Raw genomic sequence first — 22,622 nt, 5'->3', positions numbered from 1 at the left:
GTTAAGAAAGCTGGTTATCCAATAAACCGGCTTTCTCTAATTTAAATATCATTAGCGGCTTCATCCAATACCTCATCTAATTTGGATATATAACGTTGCATAGTGAACTCATCATAAATACGCTTCCGCCCGACCGCACCAAGTTTTTGTGCAAACGCTTTATCATCCAACAACCGTATCATATGTTGGGTCATAGTTTTCACCCCACCTTCCTCAGATAAAAGCCCGGTCTGCTCGTTGACAACTACATCAGGTATTCCTGCATGAAAGGTAGAAATAACAGGCACTCCTGCTGCTGCTGCCTCTAAAACTGCCAATGGAGTACCCTCCATGTCCCCATTCTGAGCGGTTTTAGAATGTTGTACAAAACCACGAACCTGTGCTAAACTGGCTCTATAATCATTAGGGGTTATGACACCTGTAAATTCAATAGATTCTTCGCAACCCAAAGCTAAGGCTAGGTCAAAACAAGCATTTTTCAAAACTCCATCACCAGCCATTACTAGCTTTGCATCAGGGTGTACTTTTAAAGCCGCAGCAAAAGCCATTATAGTCAAATGAGGTGCTTTTTTATCTACAAAACGACCAATAGAAATAAAGGTTTTCTTTGAACAACTAGGTTCGACATCAAAGAATATTGGATTTGGACCGTAGGTGTTTAATATAAGTTTATTCGAAGGACAACCCAGCTCCAAAAGCATTTGATGCATTTTTTTGGAAACCGAAATCACAAAGGCTGCGCGTTCAAAAACTTCCCGATAGTGATTTGCGCGTTTAATAACATCCTTTACAGAAGCATCATACCCGTGAAAATGAACAACAAAAGGAATATCTGCTCTTTTTAAAACCGGCAATAGATCGAAGGCGTGATTCCCGTATTGAATGAGGGTGACATCAATCCTTTTTTGATTTAAAGAAGCGACAATATTTGCGCCGCGTAACAATCGAGTTTTTTTCTTTAAAAACCGTTCACAAAATTTCTGAAATAGTGTTAAACGGGCAATATTTTTTTCTTCACCTTCCACTCTAAAAGAATCTCCGCTCCCATAATAATAATAAACTTTTCCTCCCAACCTCTCCTTTTGAGCTTGAATAAAGGTTTCTGAATACGGGTTTCTATTGGGGCTAAATAAGGCTATATTCATCGAAAAATATTTTTTAGCCGCTTAAGCATATAATACCCTTTAAATTCTCGATGCTTTTTAGAATAAGGAACATCCAAACGCTTATACCGTTCAGCTTGACTCTCTAAAACTACAGGAGAATCTTGAATGATTTTCCGCTCTGAATTATATTGGGGACATCGTTCTAAAACAGCATAAAAATAATCATAAGTTCTCCATATCTTTTTGTAACTAAAAAAAATTACCTCACAGTCCAAATCGACGCTTAATTTCTGTATGGTTTTAAAATCGACATCTTCATCTACCGGCTGTAATCCTGATGGCTTATTTTCTCTAAGCCACTTTTGATGATATTTTGATGGGCAAGCAAGCATAATTCTACCTCCGGGGCTAATAATGTCCTTCAAGCTATTATGAAATTTCTCTCTTAAATTTAGTGGAATATGTTCATATACATCTATCATTGAAATAACATCAAAACTCAAATTGAATGAAAGGTTTTTAGTAATATCAATTACTTTATATTCAAGATTAGTGTTTTCAAATAAAGCTGTTGCTTTTTTTATTAAAATTGGACTTAAATCAATTCCTAAAACCTTGCTATTCGAAAATGCCTTTGCGAATTCATAAGTACTCCACCCTATCCCACAGCCAATATCTAATAATGTTTCACTACTAGGTAAAATAAACTTTCCAAATTCTTTAATAGCCGATTCTACTCTAGGATTACCTTTTAGATAATCTAAAGTCATCTTTTCTACTTCAGCATTATAATAATCAAGTGATTCCTTCATACAATATTACAATCTAACACCAATGCATTATACCGCCTGTTGATTTTTCCGGTGCGAAAAAAATCTCCTTCTAGCACCTTTAAATTTAGAGCATTATCTATAACATCAAGGTGATTTTTAACCGACGTATTATTTTCTGACAACACTAACTGTATATTATAAGAACCTCCACGTAAGGGTAATCTTGAAAATTCAACATCTATATACCCCCTATTAATTAGATGATTAATATTTAAAGCCATCTCATCTGTTACCGTCATTGCTTTGAGGTTACCGTGTACATCAGAAATACTAAACCCAAATATTAAGTGTTCAAAGTCTTCTTCATTTACATCAAAACTAACTCTCATTTTCAAATAATCACCTGATGAGATAACTTGAACAACTTTATTAGATCTATTTAAAAATTGAGCATTGTTTATTTTAATTTTTCCATTACCAGACCGCTCGGTGCGTTGTTTTAAATCAAACTCCGCTGAAGAAAGGTTTAAATAATCATTTACGATGGTGTCTGTCTCTCCTTCGAGCTTAATATTTCCCTGCTCTAGCAAAATTCCCCGTGTACACAAACTCTTTACACTCGCCATATTATGACTTACAAACAAAACCGTTCTGCCTTCTCCCTGAGAAATATCCTGCATTTTACCGATAGCCTTTTTTTGAAACTCGGCGTCTCCCACCGCAAGCACTTCATCCACAACAAGGATCTCAGGCTCTAAATGAGCCGCTACCGCAAAGGCCAAACGTACGGTCATTCCACTACTGTAGCGTTTAGTAGGAGTGTCAATGTAGCGTTCACAACCCGAAAAGTCAATGATTTCATCCAATTTGCTATTGATCTCGGCTTTGGTCATTCCCAATATGGCCCCATTAAGGTAGATATTCTCCCGGCCGGTCAGTTCGTGATGAAAACCGGTACCTACTTCAAGCAGCGAAGCGATACGCCCCCTACTTTTAATCACACCGGTTGTAGGTGCAGTAACCCTCGATAAGATTTTTAATAAGGTAGATTTCCCCGCTCCATTCTTACCTATAATTCCCAGAACTTCACCCTGCTTTACTTCAAAATTGATATCACACAGCGCCCAAACATAATCCTCAGTTGATTTTTGACTTCTATCATTTACGGCACCTACTTTTAAAAAGGGATCTTCCTTGCCGCGTAACTTCGCCCAACTACGCTTAAAATCATCGCGTAAGGTTCCCGAGCCTACCGTACCTAAACGATACTGCTTAGAGATATTTTCGGCTTTGAGAATAATATCTGACATATATTTTTTATTAGTCGATAGACTGTAGCTAATAGGCGATAGTCGATAGTTTAAAAGCTAACAGCTATCGACTAATTTGAAGTGCCCCTACTGTCAGTTCGAGTACTTGATTGAGGCCAGAGCCGAAAGCAAGTGTATCGAGAACCATAATAACGAACACGATGAATAAAATCCAGTGCTTTTTGATAAACACGCAAACCCTCAAAATCAAAACTAACCTCCTTCATAATGCACTTCATATTTTTTAAAAAAACCTACTGACTAAGAGCTAACAGCTATCGACTACAAGCTATAGACTAAAATCTATCGACTCTCAGCTATAGACTATTAGCTTTCACCTAACAGCTATCGACTAAAAGTTACCAGCTAACCCTCAAATCGTATCAATAAAATTTCTACCGGTCCGATTAAACACAATCAAGCCCATAAAAAAGACCACCAAACTCAACACACCGCAATATCCCAACAATCCCCAGTTGAAAATCCCTTCCTGCAAGGTCATATAGCGAAAGGCTTCAATCAAAATCGCAATGGGATTCAATTCAATCAACCAGGTATATTCTGAAAGGGCTTTACTGTTCTGTACTTCAGAAATAGGATACATCACCGCAGAGACATACATCAGAAGTGTAGTCGCAAAACCGATTAAAATTCGAAAATCTCGATATTTGGTAGTCAATGAGGAAATCAGCATCCCGGTACCAAGCCCTAAAATGGCCACAATCAGCAGCAAAAAAGGAAAAAACCAAAGCGTGTAATTGGGACTGATTGCAAATCCCTTAAGCACAAAATAAATGTAAAAACAGGTGAAAATGAACAATTGAATACTCAGTTTAAACAAGGCTGAAATCGCCTGAGACATCGGTGAAATAATCCTTGGAAAATACACTTTAGCAAACAAACCGGCATTACTGGCAAAAGTGTTTGACGTATTGTTGAGACACTGTGAAAAATAACTCCACATAGTAATTCCTGCCAAGTTGAATAAAAAGGGAGGCGCTCCTCCGGTTGAAATACTGGCGATATTGTTAAAAACCAATGTAAAAATAACTCCGGTAAATAAAGGTTGGATCAAATACCATAACGGACCTAAAATGGTTTGTTTATAGGCTGAAATAATATCGCGACGTACAAATAACAACAACAAATCTCGATACCTCCAGATCTCCTTAAAATCAATAGCTAATAGAGGCTGCTTGGAATTGATCTCATATAACCATTCGTCGTGTTCTGCCATTACTTTTCCAATTGGTTACTAAACCACCGTTTTACTTTTCTAAATTGACGAGAGCCACGCTTGAGTAGTCCTCCGGCTTTAGGTTGACGATAAGCATCCCCATATTTGCCATAAGCATAACCGTATTCATAACCATAGCCGTAACCATAGCCCAACTTGCTTTTGGCACTGAAATAATTCAATACAAAACTGATGTTTTGAACTTCTTTCTTTTGATACTTATCATTAATGATGCGCAACATTCCTTTTTTAGTATAATGCTGTCTGATTACATATAAAGTTGCATCGATGTATTCATCCAGCTCCAAAGCATCAGAAACCAAACCTACGGGCGGAGTGTCTAAAATGATATAATCGTAACGCTTTTTAAGCTCCTGCATAAACACCCCCATCTGATCACTCATCAAGAGTTCTGAAGGATTGGGAGGAACAGCCCCGGCAAGAATCACATCCAAATGTGGAATTTTAGTTTGCTGGGTGATTTCAGCTAATGTACTTTCTCCAATCAAATAATTCACGACTCCGGCATCATTGGGCAAATTAAAATCTCCAAATATTTTCGGTTTGCGTAAGTCGAGCCCCACCAAAACGGTTTTGCGTTCACTCAATGCAAATACACTCGCCAGATTGATACTGCAAAACGTTTTTCCCTCTCCACTCACCGAAGATGTTATTCGTACGGTTTTAGCTCCTTCTAGTTGTTGCTTTCGGTAAATAAACTGTAGACTGGAACGCAAGCCTCTAAAAGCTTCAGCTATGGCAGATCGCGGATCTTCAATCACTACCAATTTGCTAGCTGCATTACTTTTACCTATTGCTCCCAACACGGGAATACTGGACAAACGTTTGATCTCATTCGGGTTTCCAATCTTCGTATCAAAAAAGAAGATTAAAAAAACAATGACCAGGGGCACAACCGTACCTCCTACAACAGCCATAACATAACTCACCTCAGTGTTGGGTCCTATGGCGCCACCTCCGGTATCTTTGGCTTCATCAATGATTACAATATCTGAAACATTGGCTGCCTTTACAATTCCTGCCTGACTGCGTTTATCCAAAAAGACTCCGTATGCGCCTTCTGTAAGATTGTATCTTCGCTGTATGCCAAATAACTGCTGTTGCTCCTGCGGCAGTTTACGCATCTGACCTTCGGTTGCTGCAATTTCATTACGTACTTCTTGCAATTGACCGCGTAAAATTTGCTGACTCGATGCCATATTTTCAAAAAGAACTGCTTTAATGGCATTGATGCGGCGGTCTAGATCTTTAAATGTGGGGTTGCTGGGTTTTGCGGTATACGCAAGGCGACGGCGCTCTTCAGCCAACTCAATAATGCTGGAAACACTACTCGTCACACTTCCTTCTCCTATACCGGTTATGGATGGAGCGGGAATATCTGTTCCGTAATCTTCTCGAGAACGTAAATACGTTTCTAAATCCTGATAATATTGTAAACGCTGTTTCAGGTTTTGCTTTTGTGCATCCAGTTCGGTTACTTTAGCGATCAAACTTTCCTCACTACTCCCAATCCCTATACTGCTGTTTTCATCCCGAAATTTATCTAGCTCTTCTTGTACATTTTTCATCTCAACAGACTTCACTGCGAGACTACTATCGATAAACTGTATGGTTTTCGTAGCAAAAAGATTCTTACGCTCTAATTGGGTTTCAGCCAAAATCCGCACCGAAGCATTTAAATAATCAACCAGACGGGCTTTATTACTTCCGGTAAGGCTTAAGCTAAGTATGCTAGAACCTGACGGGGTCTGATCTATAGCTATCCCGCGGTAACGCCCCACAACAGCATTAAAAGAATTGAACTTGATCAAATATTCTTTCCCGGGTTGAGCCGGAACTCCGGATGGATTCAATTTAAAATTGAAATAGGGCAGATTTACAGGATCTCCTAATGCATATTCTTTTTCAAATGATGCAGCGGGCAAGGGTATCGGTATTTGCGCTTTTGTAGCATAGTTCTGAGCAGAGCCGGATCCGCCTTTAAAATCTATATGCAAGGTGTAATGCCTGTCATCGGTAAAAACAACTTTAATCATCTTACCTAACAGTTGGGAACGCTCGGTATTGACGTCTACCACAAATGGAGTTTGACCATAAATATCTTCAAGATGATACACTCCTTGTTGTAAATAATCTACATAATATTGAAGCTCTTCAACTACGCGCTCATTATGACTGCGAGAACGCAATAAAATGATTGCGGTTTGCACCTTATCGGTCGTGCCGCCCCAATTAAACGTAAGACTGGTATTGGAAGTGAAAAACGGATTTTGATCATCTTTTACCGTGATCATATTGCTCATACGGTAAACGGTTTGCCGTCTCACATTTTTATAATGGGCGATATAATAGGCAATCCCAATACAGATCACAAACAGCGGCCACCAACTGACGATCTTCAGCAGGAACCCTCTAAAATCAAAAAAGTTCTGTAAATCTTTTATTTCAAATTCATCTTCCATCTAGAGTCGCGAGAATAAAAGAATTGTTGTGGTTGCAAGGGTTAATATGGAAACAACGGTTGTCAAAGATTGCAAACCGGTTGTACCTATACCTAATGATTTTTGCGGAAGCGGATTCACTAAAATCACATCATTGGGTTGAACATAATAATACGGAGAGTTTAAGGCTTCTATCTTCGTTAAATCTATATGATGAATTTTCTTTCCGCCGGGATACTGCCTGATGATCAACACATCGGTACGATCCCCATATTCTGTAATATCTCCGCTGTTTACAATAGCATCTAAAAGTGAAAGCTGTTCCACTAAATCTACTTTTACGCCGGGCCCTCCTATTTCACCACCAATGGTATATTTAATTCCTGCAAGTTTTACGGTTACGAATATGTTTGCCTCTTCGGTAAAATAATCGTCTAATAATTTTTTCTCGATTAGTTCTCTAATCTCTTCTGTGGTATAGCCTAACACATGAATTTCTCCCAGCGTAGGCAATCTAATAGCTCCATGCCGATCAACCGCAAAGCCATCATAGTAATACCCTTCTCCTAAACTATTACCTTCCGCTCCTGCTGTTTGTGGGTTGAACAAAGCAACCAATTCCTGATCAAGTGCTTTTACCCGAATACTCAACACATCATTGATTTGAACATGATATGGGGGCTGTTGTAAATTAACTTGAATCAAACGGTCTTGCGCAGACTGGGATTCTTGTAAATACGTAAGTTTTTTAGTTGAAATACACGAACTCAATGTAGTCAGGAAGACTAGAATCGATAATCTGAGGACGATCGTAGCATGCGATAGTCTGAAAAAGACTGGAAAAAAGGAATAGCTCCGCTGACTTATGTCCCATAATGCAGGGAAAAGCAGCTTATTTGTAGGAATTTTCATATTAAGTTGGGGTTGCAACCACGTCAAATATAACCTTTGCTATTTAATTATGAAACAGTATGGAGCCGAACTTAGTTAAAGTTATGGGCTCCATACAAAATTAAATCTAAAAGATTTTACACGTACTAATTAGCAACTTCACTTATAAACTTTATCCGGTAAAGACGCAGTTCATCTTCATCATAATCACCGTCAAATTCATCAAGTGCAGCTTCTATTTTATCAGACTCAGCTTCAAGGAAATATTCGTGAAGTTCTTCCTGCTGATCTTCATCAAGGAGATCCTCGATCCAGTAGTCTATGTTCAATTTGGTACCGCTATATACAATAGCTTCCATTTCCTTTACAAATTCGGGCATTTGTAACCCCTTGGCTGAAGCTATATCGTCTAACGGCAACTTTCGGTCTACATTCTGAATGATATACAACTTTAAAGCGCTGTTAGAACCCGTAGATTTAACAACAAGATCGTCCGGCTTTAGAATGTCATTTTCTGCTACGTAGGCTGTTATCAGTTCAATAAAGTCTCGTCCGTATTTCTTGGCTTTCCCTTCACCTACACCAAATACATTCGCCATTTCCACAATGGAAGTCGGATACTTTATTGCCATATCCTCTAAAGAGGGATCTTGAAAAACGATATATGGCGGCACGCCTTTACGCTTACCTACTTTTTTACGAAGATCTTTTAGCATTGCGACCAACTTAGGGTCTGTGCCTCCACCGGGCTTTGCTATGCGCTCTGCAGGCGCATCGTTTGCTTCCTCAAAAGCATGATCTTCGGTCATCATAAAAGACTCAGGATTACTGATGAATTGCTCCCCCTTTTCAGTCAATTTAATAATGCCGTAGGTCTCTATATCTTTTCTTAAATATCCTGCGACTAAAACCTGACGCAATAGAGCTTTCCAATAAGCAGGCTCTTTGCCTTTCCCGATCCCAAAATACGCATCGCTATCTGTTTTATGTGAAGAAATAATCGCGTTAGATTTACCAACAAGGGTAAAGACCAACTCTTTTCCTTTATAAATCTCACCGGTTTTTCCTACTACCTCAAGAAGCTTTACAACATCTTCTTGAGCTTCGTGCTTTTTCTTAGGGTTACGCACATTATCGTCTAAATCTCCACCTTCACCGGTTTCATTATCAAATTCTTCACCGAAATAATGCAAAATAAATTTACGTCTAGACATCGAAGTCTCTGCATAAGCAACTACTTCTTGTAAGAGTGCGTGACCAATTTCTTGCTCAGCAACCGGTTTACCGCTCATGAATTTCTCGAGCTTCTCTATATCTTTATAAGAATAATAAGCCAGACAATGTCCTTCTCCCCCGTCCCTTCCGGCACGACCGGTTTCTTGATAATAACTTTCTATACTCTTAGGAATATCGTGATGAATTACAAAACGCACATCGGGCTTATCAATCCCCATTCCAAATGCAATAGTGGCAACAACCACGTCCACATCTTCCATCAAAAACATATCCTGATGTTTTACGCGAGTTTTAGCATCCAGACCAGCATGATACGGCACTGCCGAAACCCCATTTACTTGAAGCACCTGTGCTAACTCTTCAACACGTTTTCTACTCAAACAATAAATGATTCCGCTTTTACCTTGGTTTTGCTTGACAAAGCGGATGATATCTGCATCAACATTTTTAGTTTTTGGCCGTATTTCATAATACAGATTAGGCCTGTTGAACGACGCTTTGAAAGAATTAGCTTCTGAAGTCATCCCCAGATTCTTCATAATATCTTCCTGCACTTTAGGTGTTGCGGTAGCAGTTACCGCTATGATTGGTATATCATCACCTATGCGTTTTATAATCTGTCTCAGGTTGCGATACTCTGGTCTAAAATCATGCCCCCATTCACTTATACAATGCGCTTCATCTATAGCGACAAAGCTTATCTTCTGAGAACGTAAAAATTCTACATGCTCTTCCTTGGTCAAAGACTCTGGAGCCACATAAAGAAGCTTGGTGATTCCGCTGGAAATATCTTCTTTAACCTGTTTTACTTCTCCTTTGGTCAAAGAGGAATTGAGTACATGAGCTATTCCATGTTCTTTTGAAATACCCCGTAGTGCATCTACTTGATTTTTCATCAAGGCGATTAACGGGCTAACAACAATTGCTGTACCTTCTTGTATTAATGCGGGTAATTGGTAGCAAAGTGATTTACCACCACCGGTAGGCATAATGACAAAAGTATGTTTTCCTTCAACAATGCTCTTGATCACATCTTCCTGTAAGCCCTTAAATTGACTAAAACCAAAATATTTTTTAAGGGACGCGTGTAAGTCTATTTCTTCTGAACTCATTAAAGCTTATTCAAATTTGCATACATTTGTATTTTAAATATACTAATTTCTACACCACTAACAAACGGCTTAATCTTATATCTTTTGAATACCTACAAGCAGATTTTAGACAGCGCCAAGCGAACCATTGCTTTGGAGCATGAAGCTGTCGCCAATCTCAACTCACTTATCGATCAAGACTTTGCTAAAGCTGTTTTATGCATTTATAACGCAAAAGGCCGGGTGATTATTTCCGGCGTTGGCAAAAGTGCAATTATAGCACAAAAAATGGTGGCTACTTTGAATTCTACAGGAACTCCTTCGGTTTTTATGCATGCTGCAGATGCCATACACGGTGATTTGGGAACCATACAAAAAGACGATGTGGTGGTATGCCTCTCAAACAGTGGAAATACTGCTGAAATTAAAGTACTCATTCCACTTATAAAAAATCAGGAGAATACGGTTATCGCAATGACTTCTAATAAGGATTCCTTTTTAGCAAAGAACGCAGATGCACTTATTTTGGCTTACGCCGAAAAAGAAGCTTGCCCGCATAACCTAGCTCCAACTACCAGCACCACGGTGCAACTCGTAATGGGTGATGCCTTAGCGCTGGCTTTACTGGATTTACGCGGATTCTCTAAAGAAGATTTTGCTAAATACCATCCCGGTGGAGCTTTAGGGAAGAAAATGTATTTACGCGTAAACGAATTGATTGCGCTTCACGAAAAACCTGAAGTATCACCAGAAACACCTATAAAACAAGTAATTGTTGAGATTTCACAAAAAAGGCTCGGAGTAACTGCTGTAACCGAACAAGGCAAAATTGTAGGTATCATTACAGACGGAGACATACGACGCATGCTGGAGACTCATGATACGCTTACAAATCTTACAGCTGCAAGCATAATGAGTAAAAACCCAAAGACGATAGACACCAATGCGATGGCCACTGCTGCGCTAGATGTTTTAGAAAAAAATAGCATAACGCAACTCTTAGCAGTTGATAGCACTAATAATTATGCAGGTGTGGTACATTTGCACGATTTAATTAAAGAAGGAATTCTATAATGGCAAAAAGAACACAAGCAAATCCGGACGAAATGTCTTTTTTAGATCATCTTGAAGAATTGAGATGGCATCTTATACGTGCAACTCTGGCAATCGTTATTGTTGGCGTTATTGCGTTTATATTTAAAGACTTCATTTTTGACAAGATCATATTTGCCCCGGCTAATGCTGATTTCATATCCTATGATTTCTTATGCCGCATCGCAAATGTATTCGGTTCTGACAAGGGCTGTGTAAACGAGATGGATTTTACCATTCAGAACCGTACAATGGGCGGACAGTTTAATGCTGCTATCTGGACTTCTATCATCGTGGGTGTCGTTGTTGCATTCCCCTATGTGATTTATGAATTCTGGAAATTCATTGCTCCCGGTTTATACGAGAAAGAGCGTAAAAATTCAAGAGGTTTTATCATCATCTCTTCGCTGTTATTTTTTACCGGAGTTCTTTTTGGCTATTACATCATCGCCCCCCTTTCCATAAACTTCTTAGCGAATTTCACAGTAGGTGATATGGTTAAGAATGAGTTTGACATTGGCTCTTACATCGGCTTGGTTCGTGCCAGTGCGCTTGCAGCCGGACTCATTTTTGAGCTTCCAATCATCATTTACTTTTTCACTAAAATCGGTTTGGTAACTCCGGAGTTTTTAAGAAAGTATAGAAAATATGCACTCATCATTGTACTAGTGGTTTCCGCAATAATTACTCCACCGGATATCTCTACACAAGTAATCGTATCCATCCCAATCCTAATTTTATACGAAGTGAGTATTCTAATTTCCGCAGTGGTGATGCGTAAAGAAGCACGTGAGTTGAAACGCACTCAGAAAGGCGGAAATTAAAAATCAAATCTCGGTAAACGAGAACCCATAAAAACAATAATACCCCACAACTATGTCAGAAAAGACTTTAAATCAGGTTGAAGAATTCAATAGCTATCGCGCAAAAATGAATGAGAAAATTCTTGGCGATAAAAATAAAATCATCAATCGCATCTTTAACTTAGATACGAATGCTTTTGCTCCCGGAGCTCTAGACGTAAAAACTAAAGAACTTTTAGGCCTTGTAGCTTCTACTGTTTTACGTTGCGACGATTGTGTACGCTATCATCTGGAAAGCTGTTTTAAAGAAGGTATCACAAAAGAACAAGTGATGGAAACCTTAAGCATCGGCACATTAATTGGCGGTACTATTGTAATCCCACACCTGCGCCGTGCTTACGAATATTGGGAAGTTTTAGAAGAAAGTGCCGCAGAATAATACTGGAGTCTAAAAATCAACGTTTTTTAACTGTTGACGAATCTATAAAAGGAACGCATGAAACTACGAGCAGAAAATTTAATGAAATCCTATAAGGGCCGAAAGGTCGTTAAAGGAATTACTGTTGAAGTAGAACAAGGAGAAATTGTGGGACTTCTGGGACCTAACGGTGCCGGGAAGACAACTTCGTTTTATATGATTGTAGGTTTGATAAAGCCTAACGGCGGAACCATTTATCTAGACAATAAAGACATCACCAACTATCCGATGTACAAACGTGCTCAAAACGGTATTGGCTATCTGGCTCAAGAGGCTTCGGTTTTTAGAAAACTGAGTATTGAAGAAAATATCCTCAGTGTTCTGCAAATGACTAAACTCAGTAAAAAAGAGCAAATAGCCAAGATGGAAGAACTCATCGATGAGTTTAGTCTGGGTCACATTCGTAAAAGCCGTGGAGATCTGCTTTCGGGTGGCGAACGCCGCCGTACCGAAATCGCGCGTGCATTAGCAACAAATCCCAACTTTATTTTGCTTGACGAACCTTTTGCCGGGGTTGACCCGGTTGCCGTTGAAGATATTCAGCGTATTGTAGCGCAGTTGAAAGAAAAGAACATTGGCATCCTCATTACAGACCATAACGTACAGGAAACGCTGGCTATTACAGATCACACCTACCTGATGTTTGAAGGAAGTATTCTCAAACACGGCATCCCCGAAGAACTTGCCGCTGACGAAATGGTGCGTAAAGTATACTTAGGACAAAACTTTGAGCTTCGTAAGAAGAAGTTATTTCAGTAGGCCAATATTCCTCTTGCTTCCTTTTACTCATTTTTCCTTTTTCTAAAAGCTATAGCACGAATACGTCCAGTCCTAGCTCTGAGTTCATTTTACGGCCAAGTATTTAGGAAGCTTCATTTAAAGCTAAACCATTCCTTTCTTAAGTATGCGCTCCCAGTCTGAAAGCAACATTCAGGTTATTTATTGTGTAATCAGCTTATAAAAAGTCAATTCTAACCCCTCCCAACGTCCCTGATCATCCCAGAATTCTTTTACTCAAAGTCTGAGTGCAACCACAGTGCTACCACACTCCAACCACACTTTACCACACTTTCAGTGGGTGATTCTGGTTTGATTGTAGTATCATAATGCTTACAATAGGAAGCTGCCTGGTAGATATTAGGAGTAGATCAGTAATTATCTTGGGATTAGAAAGGTGTCGTTATGGTTCAAACTGCATGGAGCCATCCGGTTTTGTAGGGTAAAGCTTAGTATAACAAAGTAATCGCGCTAAAGAACCAACCCACAGCCGGGGCTTTACCTCATCAAAACTGTGTACGCTATAATTTGAGCTCTATTGTTGATTATTTTTTCAATAAAGGTTCTGCCTTGTATATACATGCCCCTCCATAAATCTACGTTTAGCTTCGCTTACTTCATTCGCTCCTGAATAAGATTTTGGGTTTGTTTAAGCCAGTCTTTAGAATAATCCAAATATAGATCTGGCTTTACTCCAACTCCTTCATAGGATAAATACTCGCGGTGTCTCTTAGATGAAAGGTACACTTTAAAAAAATTGCTGGGGAGTATTGAGATGTCGCCTTTCAACTCATAAGCAATTGCTCCTTTGGTTCGATCCCCTAAAATGGTCGCTGCTTTTGCTTTTTTAAGCCTGATTGCAAACTGCTCAGCATTACTCCCGGTATTTTGATTGACAAGTACAAACAATTGCATGTCGTTTTTCTGGTTTTCTAAAATTTCAAATAAAATATCTGAATTGCGATCACCGCCGCCGCCATTATTCCTTAAATCGACAATTAGATTATCTGCAATAGCTTTTCCCTTGAGTTCCTCATAAAATTTTTCAGCTTCACCCAAAACCGGATAAAATCCACTAAAATCCCCTGCTTTAATATAACTCACCTCCGGACTTAATTGCTCAAAATGATAGGTATTATCAGCAAAAGCCGATCGCCAATAGCTGATTTGAGCCGTATCCTTTTTTAGGTTTAAACTCATGAATTCCCCATTCTTAAAACCCGTAGTTATGGGAACAGGAGTTTTAGTAGCGTAACTGCCTATCACTGCAAGAGCACGGTTCTGTCCATTCAATTTAAGAATTCCGAGTTGCTCACCTTCTTTCCAGAGTGGTAATTGTGATCGCAATACGATCATTGTATAATCTTCAGATAGATTATCCTTCACAACTCCTACCTCGAGGCTTCTACCGGCATGATAAACACCTTCAATTTCTTCAACTGCCTTTTTGGACAGATTATTCTGCAAACGCTCAAGATCACCGGAAAAATTGGGATACATCTTAAAGAGAGCGGTTTCTTTAAAGGCTGCCAGTTTATCCTCATCTTTGAGCATTTCTGCATCAAATTTTGCATTTCCGTAAACAATACTATGTCGGTCATTGATCAGTTGCATAGTTTCCACCAGCACTAAATAACAATCAAAAAGAGGCATTTGTGAAGTCGCTTTAGAGGCTATAGGACTTAGTTTTTGATCAAAAACCTCTTTAGCTCCTCTAAAATCATTTTTGTAAGCCGAACTTTTCTTAATCTTTTTGACCAGAAAATTCAAATCCTGTTTACAAGCACAGGTAGCTTGTTGCGCCATCAAAGAACAGGTAGAAAGCAGGATTAAACCTAAAAAATAAAGCGAAATTTTAATTTTAAGAGCAGTCTTCATCAGTTTGCGATTTAAAAGTTTGATGAGACAAATCTAGAAAGCGCTTTTAAGCAAACCGGCTATTTATAGGTGTTTGTGGCGAAATACCGCTAGTTTGTGGTGAAATTAAGCGCGGCTTTTACTTCAGGGAGATAGGTATTTGAAACCGAGCATTGCAAATCATGAATCATTGTGATTTTAAACTTGCCATTTTCTGAATTCACATACTTATACTGATCGGGATTGATCAAAAACGAACGATGCACCCGAAGCAATTGCGGTAAATCTGAAGCTACAGCGCTCAGCGTATTTCTGATTAAATGCTTTTTAACCCGGTTGTCTTCGGTATAGATCACCTCAACATAATTATCTGCACTGGTAATCATAATGAGTTGGTTCCAAACCAATCGAAAGCCTTCATAATTACCCGATCCGGCTATGGTGATTTTTTGCGCTTCTTTCCTTTTTTCAAGGTAACGCCCCAAGCCATATCTTCCTGCTGCAATAATGGGTAAAACCACTAAAAGCGCCGGAATGTAAATAGCTGTAATAAAATAAGACAGCGAATACGGATTGGGCTCATAGGGTATTACAACAAATAGATACACCATACGCACCAATACCAGTCCCAAAAGCGAAAAGGCTAGCAGCATCAATAGCTCTGAACTTAATTTCCAGCTTTTGGCGTGATAAGCATAGAGCCAGGATTGCAAGGGTAAAAGCACGAGGTAACCCGCAGATGCTACAAGGCTATAAATGGGTAAAAAAACCAATTTCTCTTTAAATTGTAACTCTCCCACATCAAGAGGCTCGGTAAAAAAGAGAAACAGAAAAATCCAAAGGAATAATCCCAGTGCAATGATAAAATGACGCTTTAAAACCGGATCAAATGGGTATTTACCTTTCATACTTTAGTCAAAATACACAGGATTATCTTCCTGTGCAATTTTAACCAATTTCACCAGTTGTTCTTCAAGAATACGGTCTGCAGATAATTCCGGAAGCGTGTTCATATCAAACCAATCTACACCCCCAATATCAAAATTGGGATCAAAACTTCCTTCCTGTATTTTACACAAAAAGCACAGTTTATACACATAATGAGGTTGTGGTGGGTGCGGATAGTTACGCTTATCAAGCACTGCTAGCAAACGTATTACCTCAGCTTTAAAACCGGTTTCCTCTTCTATTTCTTTCAGCACATTTTCAGTAGGTGTTAGACCTACATCTGCCCAACCTCCGGGAAGTGTCCATTTATTATCTACGGTTTCCTGTACCAGCAAAACTTGATTTTGTTCATTCAGAATTAAGCCACGAACATCAACTTTTGCAGTAGGATAATCCGTTTCAGGAACAAAGAAACCCTTCAATTGAGCTACAGGTTTATCAGACAGAATACTCATCATTTCTAATGCCAGCGTTCGCAACTCTTCATAACGCTCAGCATCATAATTTTCTTTATTAAATACGAGACCGGCTTCTGCCAGCGACTTTACCTGTTTAATCTGATTGAGAAGATTCTCTGATACATCCATTTCAACTTAATTTTTTATAGTCTCTGAAGGTATAATTTCTTCAGCTTTTTCCTCAGGCTTAATGCGTTTTTGAAGTAATAAAATCTGACCAAGATGGCTTGATTGATGTTCCATCACGTGAAACCAACCGTAAAAATTAGTCATTCCTGCTCCCGGAATTTCTTCCTCCAACCACGTGTCATCTCGTTTAGCCAGCTCTTCTTTGGTTTTTGTACGCACTTCATTATAAAGATTTAGATAATAATCAACCTCATGATCTTTAAAACTTTCCCTTCCGGAATCTCCAAGATTTAAAGCAGGCCCCCATAATTCCTCTTCCTCTTTATTGAAATAACGCCCCTCAAAAGTCATTACCTGATATAATTTTTCAGCGGCAGCCAAATGCATAATAAGTGCGCCAATACTGTTTGCTTTTTCGTCCATCAAATAATCCAATTCATAAACCGAATGATTTTTAACCGAACCTTCTACGCGTTCTTTCATCGCATCAAGCATACTCACCAAAACGCCCATTTGCGGTGTAAACCCTTCTTCTGAAACAATTTCCATAGGTCTGGGCGGTGTTGCGCCGCGACCTTTAATTAAAATCGCCTGAGATCCATCGGTTGCATCTGAAGTCAACTCAGAATTATACTCCTTTATTTTTAATTGTTCACCCTCAGAAATACCAGTACTCCAGCCCAATAGAGAGTTCTCATGAGTACTTTGTTCAAAAGACGCATTTTGAATAGGCGCTTCAGCAAAATCCCCATTTTCGTCTTCGATCAAAAGCTTGAGGTCATCAAAATAGAAATCTCCATTTTGCATACACAGCCCCCCAATATTTAAGGTTTGAGCCTCTTTATCAAAAGCCCCTTCAATTGTGTAGGTCTTCCATTTATCAGAAGTCACCGGGCGATTCATCATATTATCAAAAAAGCCGGTCTCTTTGTTTTTGTTATCAACCCGTGCCCAAAGTCCGGCTACGCCATTAGGATCATCTGAGATTACCTTAATTCTTCCCATGAGTTTAAATTTCACTTCGTGAGTAGCTTGCACCTCGATAGACTGGGTAAAAGAAATCCAGCCTCTTGAAATGGTTTTCTGAGCATTCATGCTAACCGAAATGCCGGTAAGCAAAAGGAGAAGTAATCTGGTAATTTTGAATTGCATGGTTTCAGTTTTTTTGATTTCTTAAAAGACCGTTATCAACTGCAAACGTTACAAAATACCATCAAATTCTCTTACGAGTCACTATTGAAATAAGCACATACGAGATGATGATAACCGGTATTGCCAGGAATGTCAGCCAAAAAAGCAAAATCACTGAAAGCGCTAAAAATCCGTAACGCACTTTATTCTCTGCAAATCCCCAACTTTTAAATTTTAGAGCAAAAAGTGGGATTTCAGCATTGAGCATATAACAACTCAACGCGGTTAAAGCCAAAAGAAACCACGTGTTTGTGATCAAACCTTCGGCAAGTGCAAAATCCTGAAATTGTACAATTAGCGGCAAACTCAAAATCAGCAACGCATTTGCCGGTGTGGGAAGCCCTATAAAGGAAGTCGTCTGTCGTGTATCTATATTAAATTTGGCCAATCTAAATGCGGAGGCCAGCGTTATGGCAAATCCTAAAAACGGAATAAAAGAGATGCTTTCCCAAGACATTCCGGCTTCTACCCAACGCTCACCGGTATTCCAGTGCTCCAATTTATGCAGCATTTGAAACATTACCATACCCGGCACAACACCACTCGTTACAACATCTGCAAGAGAATCTAACTGCAACCCGAGTTCTCCTTCCACCTTAAACATACGCGCAAAAAAGCCGTCGAAAAAATCAAAAAACACTCCAAAAACCACAGCATAAGCCGCATAATCTAGATGACCGGTTGCTGCGAAAAACGTACCTAACATACCGCAGAATAAGTTAGCCATCGTAAAGGCATTTGGGATATAGCTTTTTATATTCATCTGTTTTTAAAATTTTATGGTGTTTCTCAAGACTTGCGCTTGGCGGATAAAAATAGCGAAAAACATTTGGCCAAAAGCAACCTTAGCAATCTCCTAACGTTTTAAACTGAAAACCGACACTACTTCCTACTTCAAAAATAAAGTTTAAATTCTCAAGGTATTTAATCAACTTTACCCCAAAATCTTAACCGGTTGACACGAGTTCTACTTTCACTATTTCTATCTCTAAGCGCTACAACCGTAACAGCACAAGCTGTGCGCAAATATTCTAATGAATTTTTGAATATTGGGGTTGATGCTGCTGCTTTGGCGATGGGTAATGCTGTAGTCGCAAGCACTGATGACGTGAACAGCGGCTACTGGAATCCTGCCGGACTCGTAAATCTGGAAGACAATCAACTTGCACTTATGCACGCGAGTTACTTTGCCAATATTGCGCTTTACGATTATGCAGGTTTTTCAAAACCGTTAGACGACCGCAGCACGCTGGGCGTTTCACTTATACGTTTTGGGGTTGATGATATTCTAAACACGACTCAGCTAATTGATGCAGCCGGAAACATCGATTACAACCGCATCAGTCTTTTTTCTACTGCTGATTATGCGTTTACGGTTTCTTATGCCAGAGAACTACCGGTACAAGGCTTGAATATTGGCGCTAACGCGAAAATTATACGCAGAATCATTGGTGATTTTGCTTCGAGTTGGGGTTTTGGTATTGACTTCGGAATTCAATATGCCAGCGGAAACTGGTATTTTGGCTTGATGGCGCGAGACATCACGACTTCTGTAAACACCTGGGCGATTGACGAAGAAGCTTTTGCAAGCATACGCGATGCTGTTGCAGGACAAAACCAGGAATTGCCTGAAACTTTAGAAATCACCATCCCAAAATTACAGTTAGGCGTTTCCCGCAACTGGGAAATTCATTACGATTACACCATAAAAGCTGAAGTAGATTTGCTGATGCGTTTTACGCAAACCAATGACATCTTATCAAGTTCATCTGTAAGTGCTACTCCTGCAGCCGGATTTGAATTTGGCTACACCGGAATCGTTTTTTTAAGAGCCGGAGTAGGGAATTTTCAAGAGGTCACCCAACTCGACGGAAGCAACCGCATAGGTTTTCAACCCAATATAGGCGTCGGATTTCAATACAAAGGCATTCATATAGATTATGCGCTAACTGATATTGGTGATCAAAGTGCCGCTATCTATTCTAATATTTTCTCCTTAAAATTAGACTGGGAGTTGTTTCGATAGCTTCGGTACGATTTATATGGATTTTCAACCCGTAAAATCACTCAGCTACCTTAACTATCAATTTGGAAGTAGACATCCTTCCCTAACCCTTCCTTCAAAGGAAGGGAACTCAATTAAAATGAATAATGAAAGCCTCCCTTAGAAGGGAGGTTTGGAGGGATGTTTTTACACACATAAACGCTCTAAGCTTCGACTCCATAAACTTCGAGACAGTACTTAACTTAGTCACTTTTAACCTATAACCTTTAACTTACAACAAACCTTTCGTTCCTCTAAGCATTTCTCGTTTTCCGGGTGGGCCGGGTAAACGCTGCACTTCAAATCCTACAGCTTGCATGGCACGACGTACACTACCTTTTGCTGCATAGGTAACCAAAACTCCTCCGAACTTTAAAGCCTCATACATTTTCAGAAAAATGGCTTCTCCCCATAATTCGGGTTGAACACGCGCACCAAAAGCATCAAAATAAATCAGATTATGCTGATTCTGATCGGTTACCGTCTCAAAAGTTTGTTGGCGTTTTTTTAGCTGAAATTTTTCAGTGATTGTAGCTGCAGTTTCCCAGTCTGCTTGATGCATTTTATTAAATACACCTTCATAGCGTTCTGCTTTAATAGCTTCCAGGTAATTGAGCTGTTTTAGTTCTTCCGCAGAAACAGGGTATGCTTCTACTCCTTCATAGTTTAAAACAAGCGGTGCGTTTTCAGCATGAATGAGTGTAAGCAAGGCATTCAAGCCCGTACCAAAACCTATTTCTAAAATATGGAGTTGAGCTGTTTCGGGATTCTTTTCGATAAAAAAATCAAAACCCATTTTAAGGAATACGTGCCTCGCTTCTTGAACCGCGCCGTGCATAGAATGGTATTGCTCATTCCACTCAACCAGTTGTATTGTGGTAGAGCCGTCGCCTGTTCTTACAATTTTACGCTCCAAATTATTCCTCGATTTTAACGCCACTAGCGGTAAAGCCAAGCGCCTTTTTAGGTAGTGTAATAGCCGCAATTGCTGCTTCGCTTTTACCCCCGTCTTTAGCATAATGCTGTTGTTCTTCTACAGAAGTCTCACTGATAAAAGCTTCGCCGTGCACCACAACCTTTTTCCCACTAAGATCTTTAGGTACAAAAAAGGCATAATCTTTAAACTTCACCATCACAGGATCTACAGCTCCTACATCTATGGTCATCCAGCAGCCTTTTGCCTGACACACTTCTTCTACCGGACCTTCAAAAGTGACCTTTACGGTATCTCCTACTTTGAGGTTTTTATAGATATCGCCCAATTCAAAAGCGGTAAGTGTGGTTTCATTTTTGAAATCATCTCCAAAAACATTCAAAGGAGATGGGGTCGCTTCTTCAGAAATGGTCGCAACGTCTTCTTGTTGTGAACGTGTTTCCTTACAAGAGATTATACTTAATCCTACTAGTGTGAAAATAAAAAACTGTTTCATAACGCTTAATTTTATAAATATCAGAGCAGCTTGTAAATTTAATCAATTCTTGAGGTTACAGACTTTGAGAAAATGATAAATTTGTACCCATAAATTAGATAAAAATGACAGATACATTAAAAGTAACCAAGATTAGCAAGTCTAAGATCGATCAAGTTGATTTTAGCAAGCTTGCTTTTGGTACCGTCTTTACAGATCATATGTTTGTTTGTGAGTACAAAAATGGGGCATGGCAAACTCCGGAAATCCTTCCTTACGGTCCGCTGCAAATGGATCCTTCTGCAAAGGTATTTCATTATGGCCAGGCTGTTTTTGAAGGAATGAAAGCTTACAAAGATGATAACGGAGACGTTTTTATGTTTCGCCCCGAAGAAAACTTCAATCGTATCAATAAGTCAAGTGAGCGTCTTGCGATGCCTGCTTTTGATAAAGCGTATTTCTTTGACGGTCTAAACACACTTTTAAATCTTGACAAAGACTGGATTAAGTCTGGAGAAAACAACTCACTTTACATTCGCCCGTTTGTTATTGCTACAGAAAATGGTGTTTCTGCATCTCCTGCTACCGAATATAAATTCATCATCATCTGTGCTCCGGCTCAGGCATATTACAGCGGTGAGGTTCGTGTTCTGTTTGCAGATCATTACAGCCGTTCTGCTGATGGTGGTGTAGGTTTTGCTAAAGCTGCAGGTAACTATGCTGCACAATTTTATCCTACTGAACTTGCAAAAGAAAAAGGATACAATCAAGTGGTATGGACAGATGCTAACTCGCACGAATATCTGGAAGAAGCAGGTACGATGAACGTGTTCTTTAGAGTTCACGACACCTTGTTGACTGCTCCTACCAGCGATCGTATTCTTGACGGTATTACCCGCAAAAGTCTAATCGAATTGGCAAGAAGTCAAGGCATTACTGTTGAAGTACGTCCGGTAAAAGTTTCTGAAATTGTAGAAGCCGCAGAAAATGGTTCCTTAAAAGAAATGTTTGGAGCCGGCACTGCTGCTGTAATCTCTCCTATTTCAGGATTTACACATAAAGATAAAAAGTTTGACCTTCCGAAGCCGGAAGACGCTTATGCTACAAAACTTAAAAAACAATTAACCGAGTTGCAGGCTAATCGTGCCGATGATCCTTTTGGATGGCGTTATGAAGTACCCGCACTAGAGGTATAGTTTTAAAATAGTTTCACTTTCGCGAAAATTAATCAAAAAGCATCTTACAGTAATCTGTAAGATGCTTTTTAGTTTTTCAGCAAGTGCTCCTTCAGGGTTTTGTGTTTGTATTCTTTAGGCGTATTTTTGCACCT

Annotated in this window: 20 protein-coding genes; 6 read left to right on the top strand and 14 right to left on the bottom strand. The window is 39.4% G+C overall.

Annotated features, from left to right (window positions below):
* Positions 1-41 precede the first annotated feature (41 nt).
* The 7 genes from BUB91_RS12015 to BUB91_RS11985 form a co-directional block, all read right to left on the bottom strand.
* Positions 42-1,145: a glycosyltransferase gene (locus BUB91_RS12015; RefSeq protein ID WP_073099491.1), complete on the bottom strand. Its 1,104-nt coding sequence runs from the start codon at positions 1,143-1,145 to the stop codon at positions 42-44.
* Positions 1,142-1,918, bottom strand: coding sequence for a class I SAM-dependent methyltransferase (locus tag BUB91_RS12010; protein ID WP_073099490.1), 777 nt, complete (start codon positions 1,916-1,918; stop codon positions 1,142-1,144). The genes BUB91_RS12015 and BUB91_RS12010 overlap by 4 nt, the downstream gene beginning before the upstream one ends.
* The gene (locus tag BUB91_RS12005) at positions 1,915-3,189 is read right to left on the bottom strand and encodes an ABC transporter ATP-binding protein (RefSeq protein WP_073099489.1); all 1,275 of its coding nucleotides are present in this window, start codon (positions 3,187-3,189) and stop codon (positions 1,915-1,917) included. Before BUB91_RS12005 ends, BUB91_RS12010 begins: the two co-directional genes overlap by 4 nt.
* A 373-nt stretch (positions 3,190-3,562) precedes the next feature.
* The gene (locus BUB91_RS12000; protein ID WP_073099488.1) at positions 3,563-4,426 is read right to left on the bottom strand and encodes an ABC transporter permease; all 864 of its coding nucleotides are present in this window, start codon (positions 4,424-4,426) and stop codon (positions 3,563-3,565) included.
* Entirely contained in the window at positions 4,426-6,909 is a 2,484-nt protein-coding gene (locus BUB91_RS11995; protein ID WP_073099487.1) for an exopolysaccharide transport family protein, read from the bottom strand. The genes BUB91_RS12000 and BUB91_RS11995 overlap by 1 nt, the downstream gene beginning before the upstream one ends.
* Positions 6,910-7,800, bottom strand: a complete 891-nt coding sequence (locus BUB91_RS11990) for a polysaccharide biosynthesis/export family protein (RefSeq protein ID WP_083557933.1) — start codon at positions 7,798-7,800, stop codon at positions 6,910-6,912.
* Positions 7,801-7,925: 125 nt separating this feature from the next.
* Positions 7,926-10,127 (bottom strand): RecQ family ATP-dependent DNA helicase, encoded by a 2,202-nt coding sequence (locus tag BUB91_RS11985; RefSeq protein WP_073099486.1) that lies wholly within the window; start codon positions 10,125-10,127, stop codon positions 7,926-7,928.
* 84 nt (positions 10,128-10,211) lie between these two features.
* Here BUB91_RS11985 and BUB91_RS11980 point away from each other — a divergent pair, with 84 nt between their 5' ends.
* Genes BUB91_RS11980 through lptB form a run of 4 tightly spaced genes read left to right on the top strand, consistent with a single transcriptional unit; the run spans position 10,212 to position 13,238 of the window.
* Entirely contained in the window at positions 10,212-11,180 is a 969-nt protein-coding gene (locus tag BUB91_RS11980; RefSeq protein WP_073099485.1) for a KpsF/GutQ family sugar-phosphate isomerase, read from the top strand.
* On the top strand, positions 11,180-12,022 hold the full coding sequence (gene tatC, locus BUB91_RS11975) for a twin-arginine translocase subunit TatC (protein ID WP_073099484.1): 843 nt from the start codon (positions 11,180-11,182) through the stop codon (positions 12,020-12,022). The genes BUB91_RS11980 and tatC overlap by 1 nt, the downstream gene beginning before the upstream one ends.
* Positions 12,023-12,074: 52 nt before the next feature.
* Entirely contained in the window at positions 12,075-12,440 is a 366-nt protein-coding gene (locus BUB91_RS11970; protein ID WP_073099483.1) for a carboxymuconolactone decarboxylase family protein, read from the top strand.
* A gap of 57 nt (positions 12,441-12,497) precedes the next feature.
* Positions 12,498-13,238, top strand: a complete 741-nt coding sequence (lptB, locus tag BUB91_RS11965) for an LPS export ABC transporter ATP-binding protein (RefSeq protein WP_073099482.1) — start codon at positions 12,498-12,500, stop codon at positions 13,236-13,238.
* 630 nt (positions 13,239-13,868) lie between these two features.
* Here lptB and BUB91_RS11960 read toward each other — a convergent pair.
* The 5 genes from BUB91_RS11960 to BUB91_RS11940 all read right to left on the bottom strand — a co-directional run bounded on the left by BUB91_RS11960 (position 13,869) and on the right by BUB91_RS11940 (position 18,602).
* A complete protein-coding gene (locus tag BUB91_RS11960; RefSeq protein ID WP_073099481.1) occupies positions 13,869-15,134 on the bottom strand; it encodes a S41 family peptidase in 1,266 nt (421 codons plus the stop codon).
* 89 nt (positions 15,135-15,223) lie between these two features.
* Complete coding sequence (locus BUB91_RS11955) at positions 15,224-16,021, bottom strand: LytTR family DNA-binding domain-containing protein (protein ID WP_073099480.1); 798 nt, start codon at positions 16,019-16,021, stop codon at positions 15,224-15,226.
* A 3-nt stretch (positions 16,022-16,024) separates the two neighbouring features.
* Complete coding sequence (locus tag BUB91_RS11950) at positions 16,025-16,648, bottom strand: NUDIX hydrolase N-terminal domain-containing protein (RefSeq protein WP_073099478.1); 624 nt, start codon at positions 16,646-16,648, stop codon at positions 16,025-16,027.
* Positions 16,649-16,654: 6 nt separating this feature from the next.
* Positions 16,655-17,800: a DinB family protein gene (locus BUB91_RS11945; protein ID WP_073099476.1), complete on the bottom strand. Its 1,146-nt coding sequence runs from the start codon at positions 17,798-17,800 to the stop codon at positions 16,655-16,657.
* 61 nt (positions 17,801-17,861) lie between these two features.
* Positions 17,862-18,602: a CDP-alcohol phosphatidyltransferase family protein gene (locus BUB91_RS11940; protein WP_073099474.1), complete on the bottom strand. Its 741-nt coding sequence runs from the start codon at positions 18,600-18,602 to the stop codon at positions 17,862-17,864.
* 192 nt (positions 18,603-18,794) lie between these two features.
* Here BUB91_RS11940 and BUB91_RS11935 point away from each other — a divergent pair, with 192 nt between their 5' ends.
* Positions 18,795-19,865: a putative type IX sorting system protein PorV2 gene (locus BUB91_RS11935; protein WP_073099472.1), complete on the top strand. Its 1,071-nt coding sequence runs from the start codon at positions 18,795-18,797 to the stop codon at positions 19,863-19,865.
* A 250-nt stretch (positions 19,866-20,115) separates the two neighbouring features.
* On the opposite strand, the gene mnmD is transcribed toward BUB91_RS11935, so the two are convergent.
* Both mnmD and BUB91_RS11925 read right to left on the bottom strand, forming a co-directional pair.
* On the bottom strand, positions 20,116-20,799 hold the full coding sequence (mnmD, locus tag BUB91_RS11930) for a tRNA (5-methylaminomethyl-2-thiouridine)(34)-methyltransferase MnmC2 (RefSeq protein WP_073099470.1): 684 nt from the start codon (positions 20,797-20,799) through the stop codon (positions 20,116-20,118).
* Between the two features lies 1 nt (position 20,800).
* A complete protein-coding gene (locus BUB91_RS11925; protein WP_073099468.1) occupies positions 20,801-21,313 on the bottom strand; it encodes a DUF4920 domain-containing protein in 513 nt (170 codons plus the stop codon).
* Positions 21,314-21,417: 104 nt separating this feature from the next.
* On the opposite strand from BUB91_RS11925, the gene BUB91_RS11920 reads away from it, so the two are divergent.
* Complete coding sequence (locus BUB91_RS11920) at positions 21,418-22,488, top strand: branched-chain amino acid aminotransferase (protein ID WP_073099466.1); 1,071 nt, start codon at positions 21,418-21,420, stop codon at positions 22,486-22,488.
* Positions 22,489-22,622 lie beyond the last annotated feature (134 nt).

The organism is Leeuwenhoekiella marinoflava DSM 3653, from assembly GCF_900129005.1.
In the GTDB taxonomy this organism is placed as follows: Bacteria; Bacteroidota; Bacteroidia; order Flavobacteriales; family Flavobacteriaceae; genus Leeuwenhoekiella; species Leeuwenhoekiella marinoflava.
The sequence above is the reverse complement of the archived record's forward strand: the minus strand, read 5'-3'. Positions and strand labels throughout refer to the sequence as shown.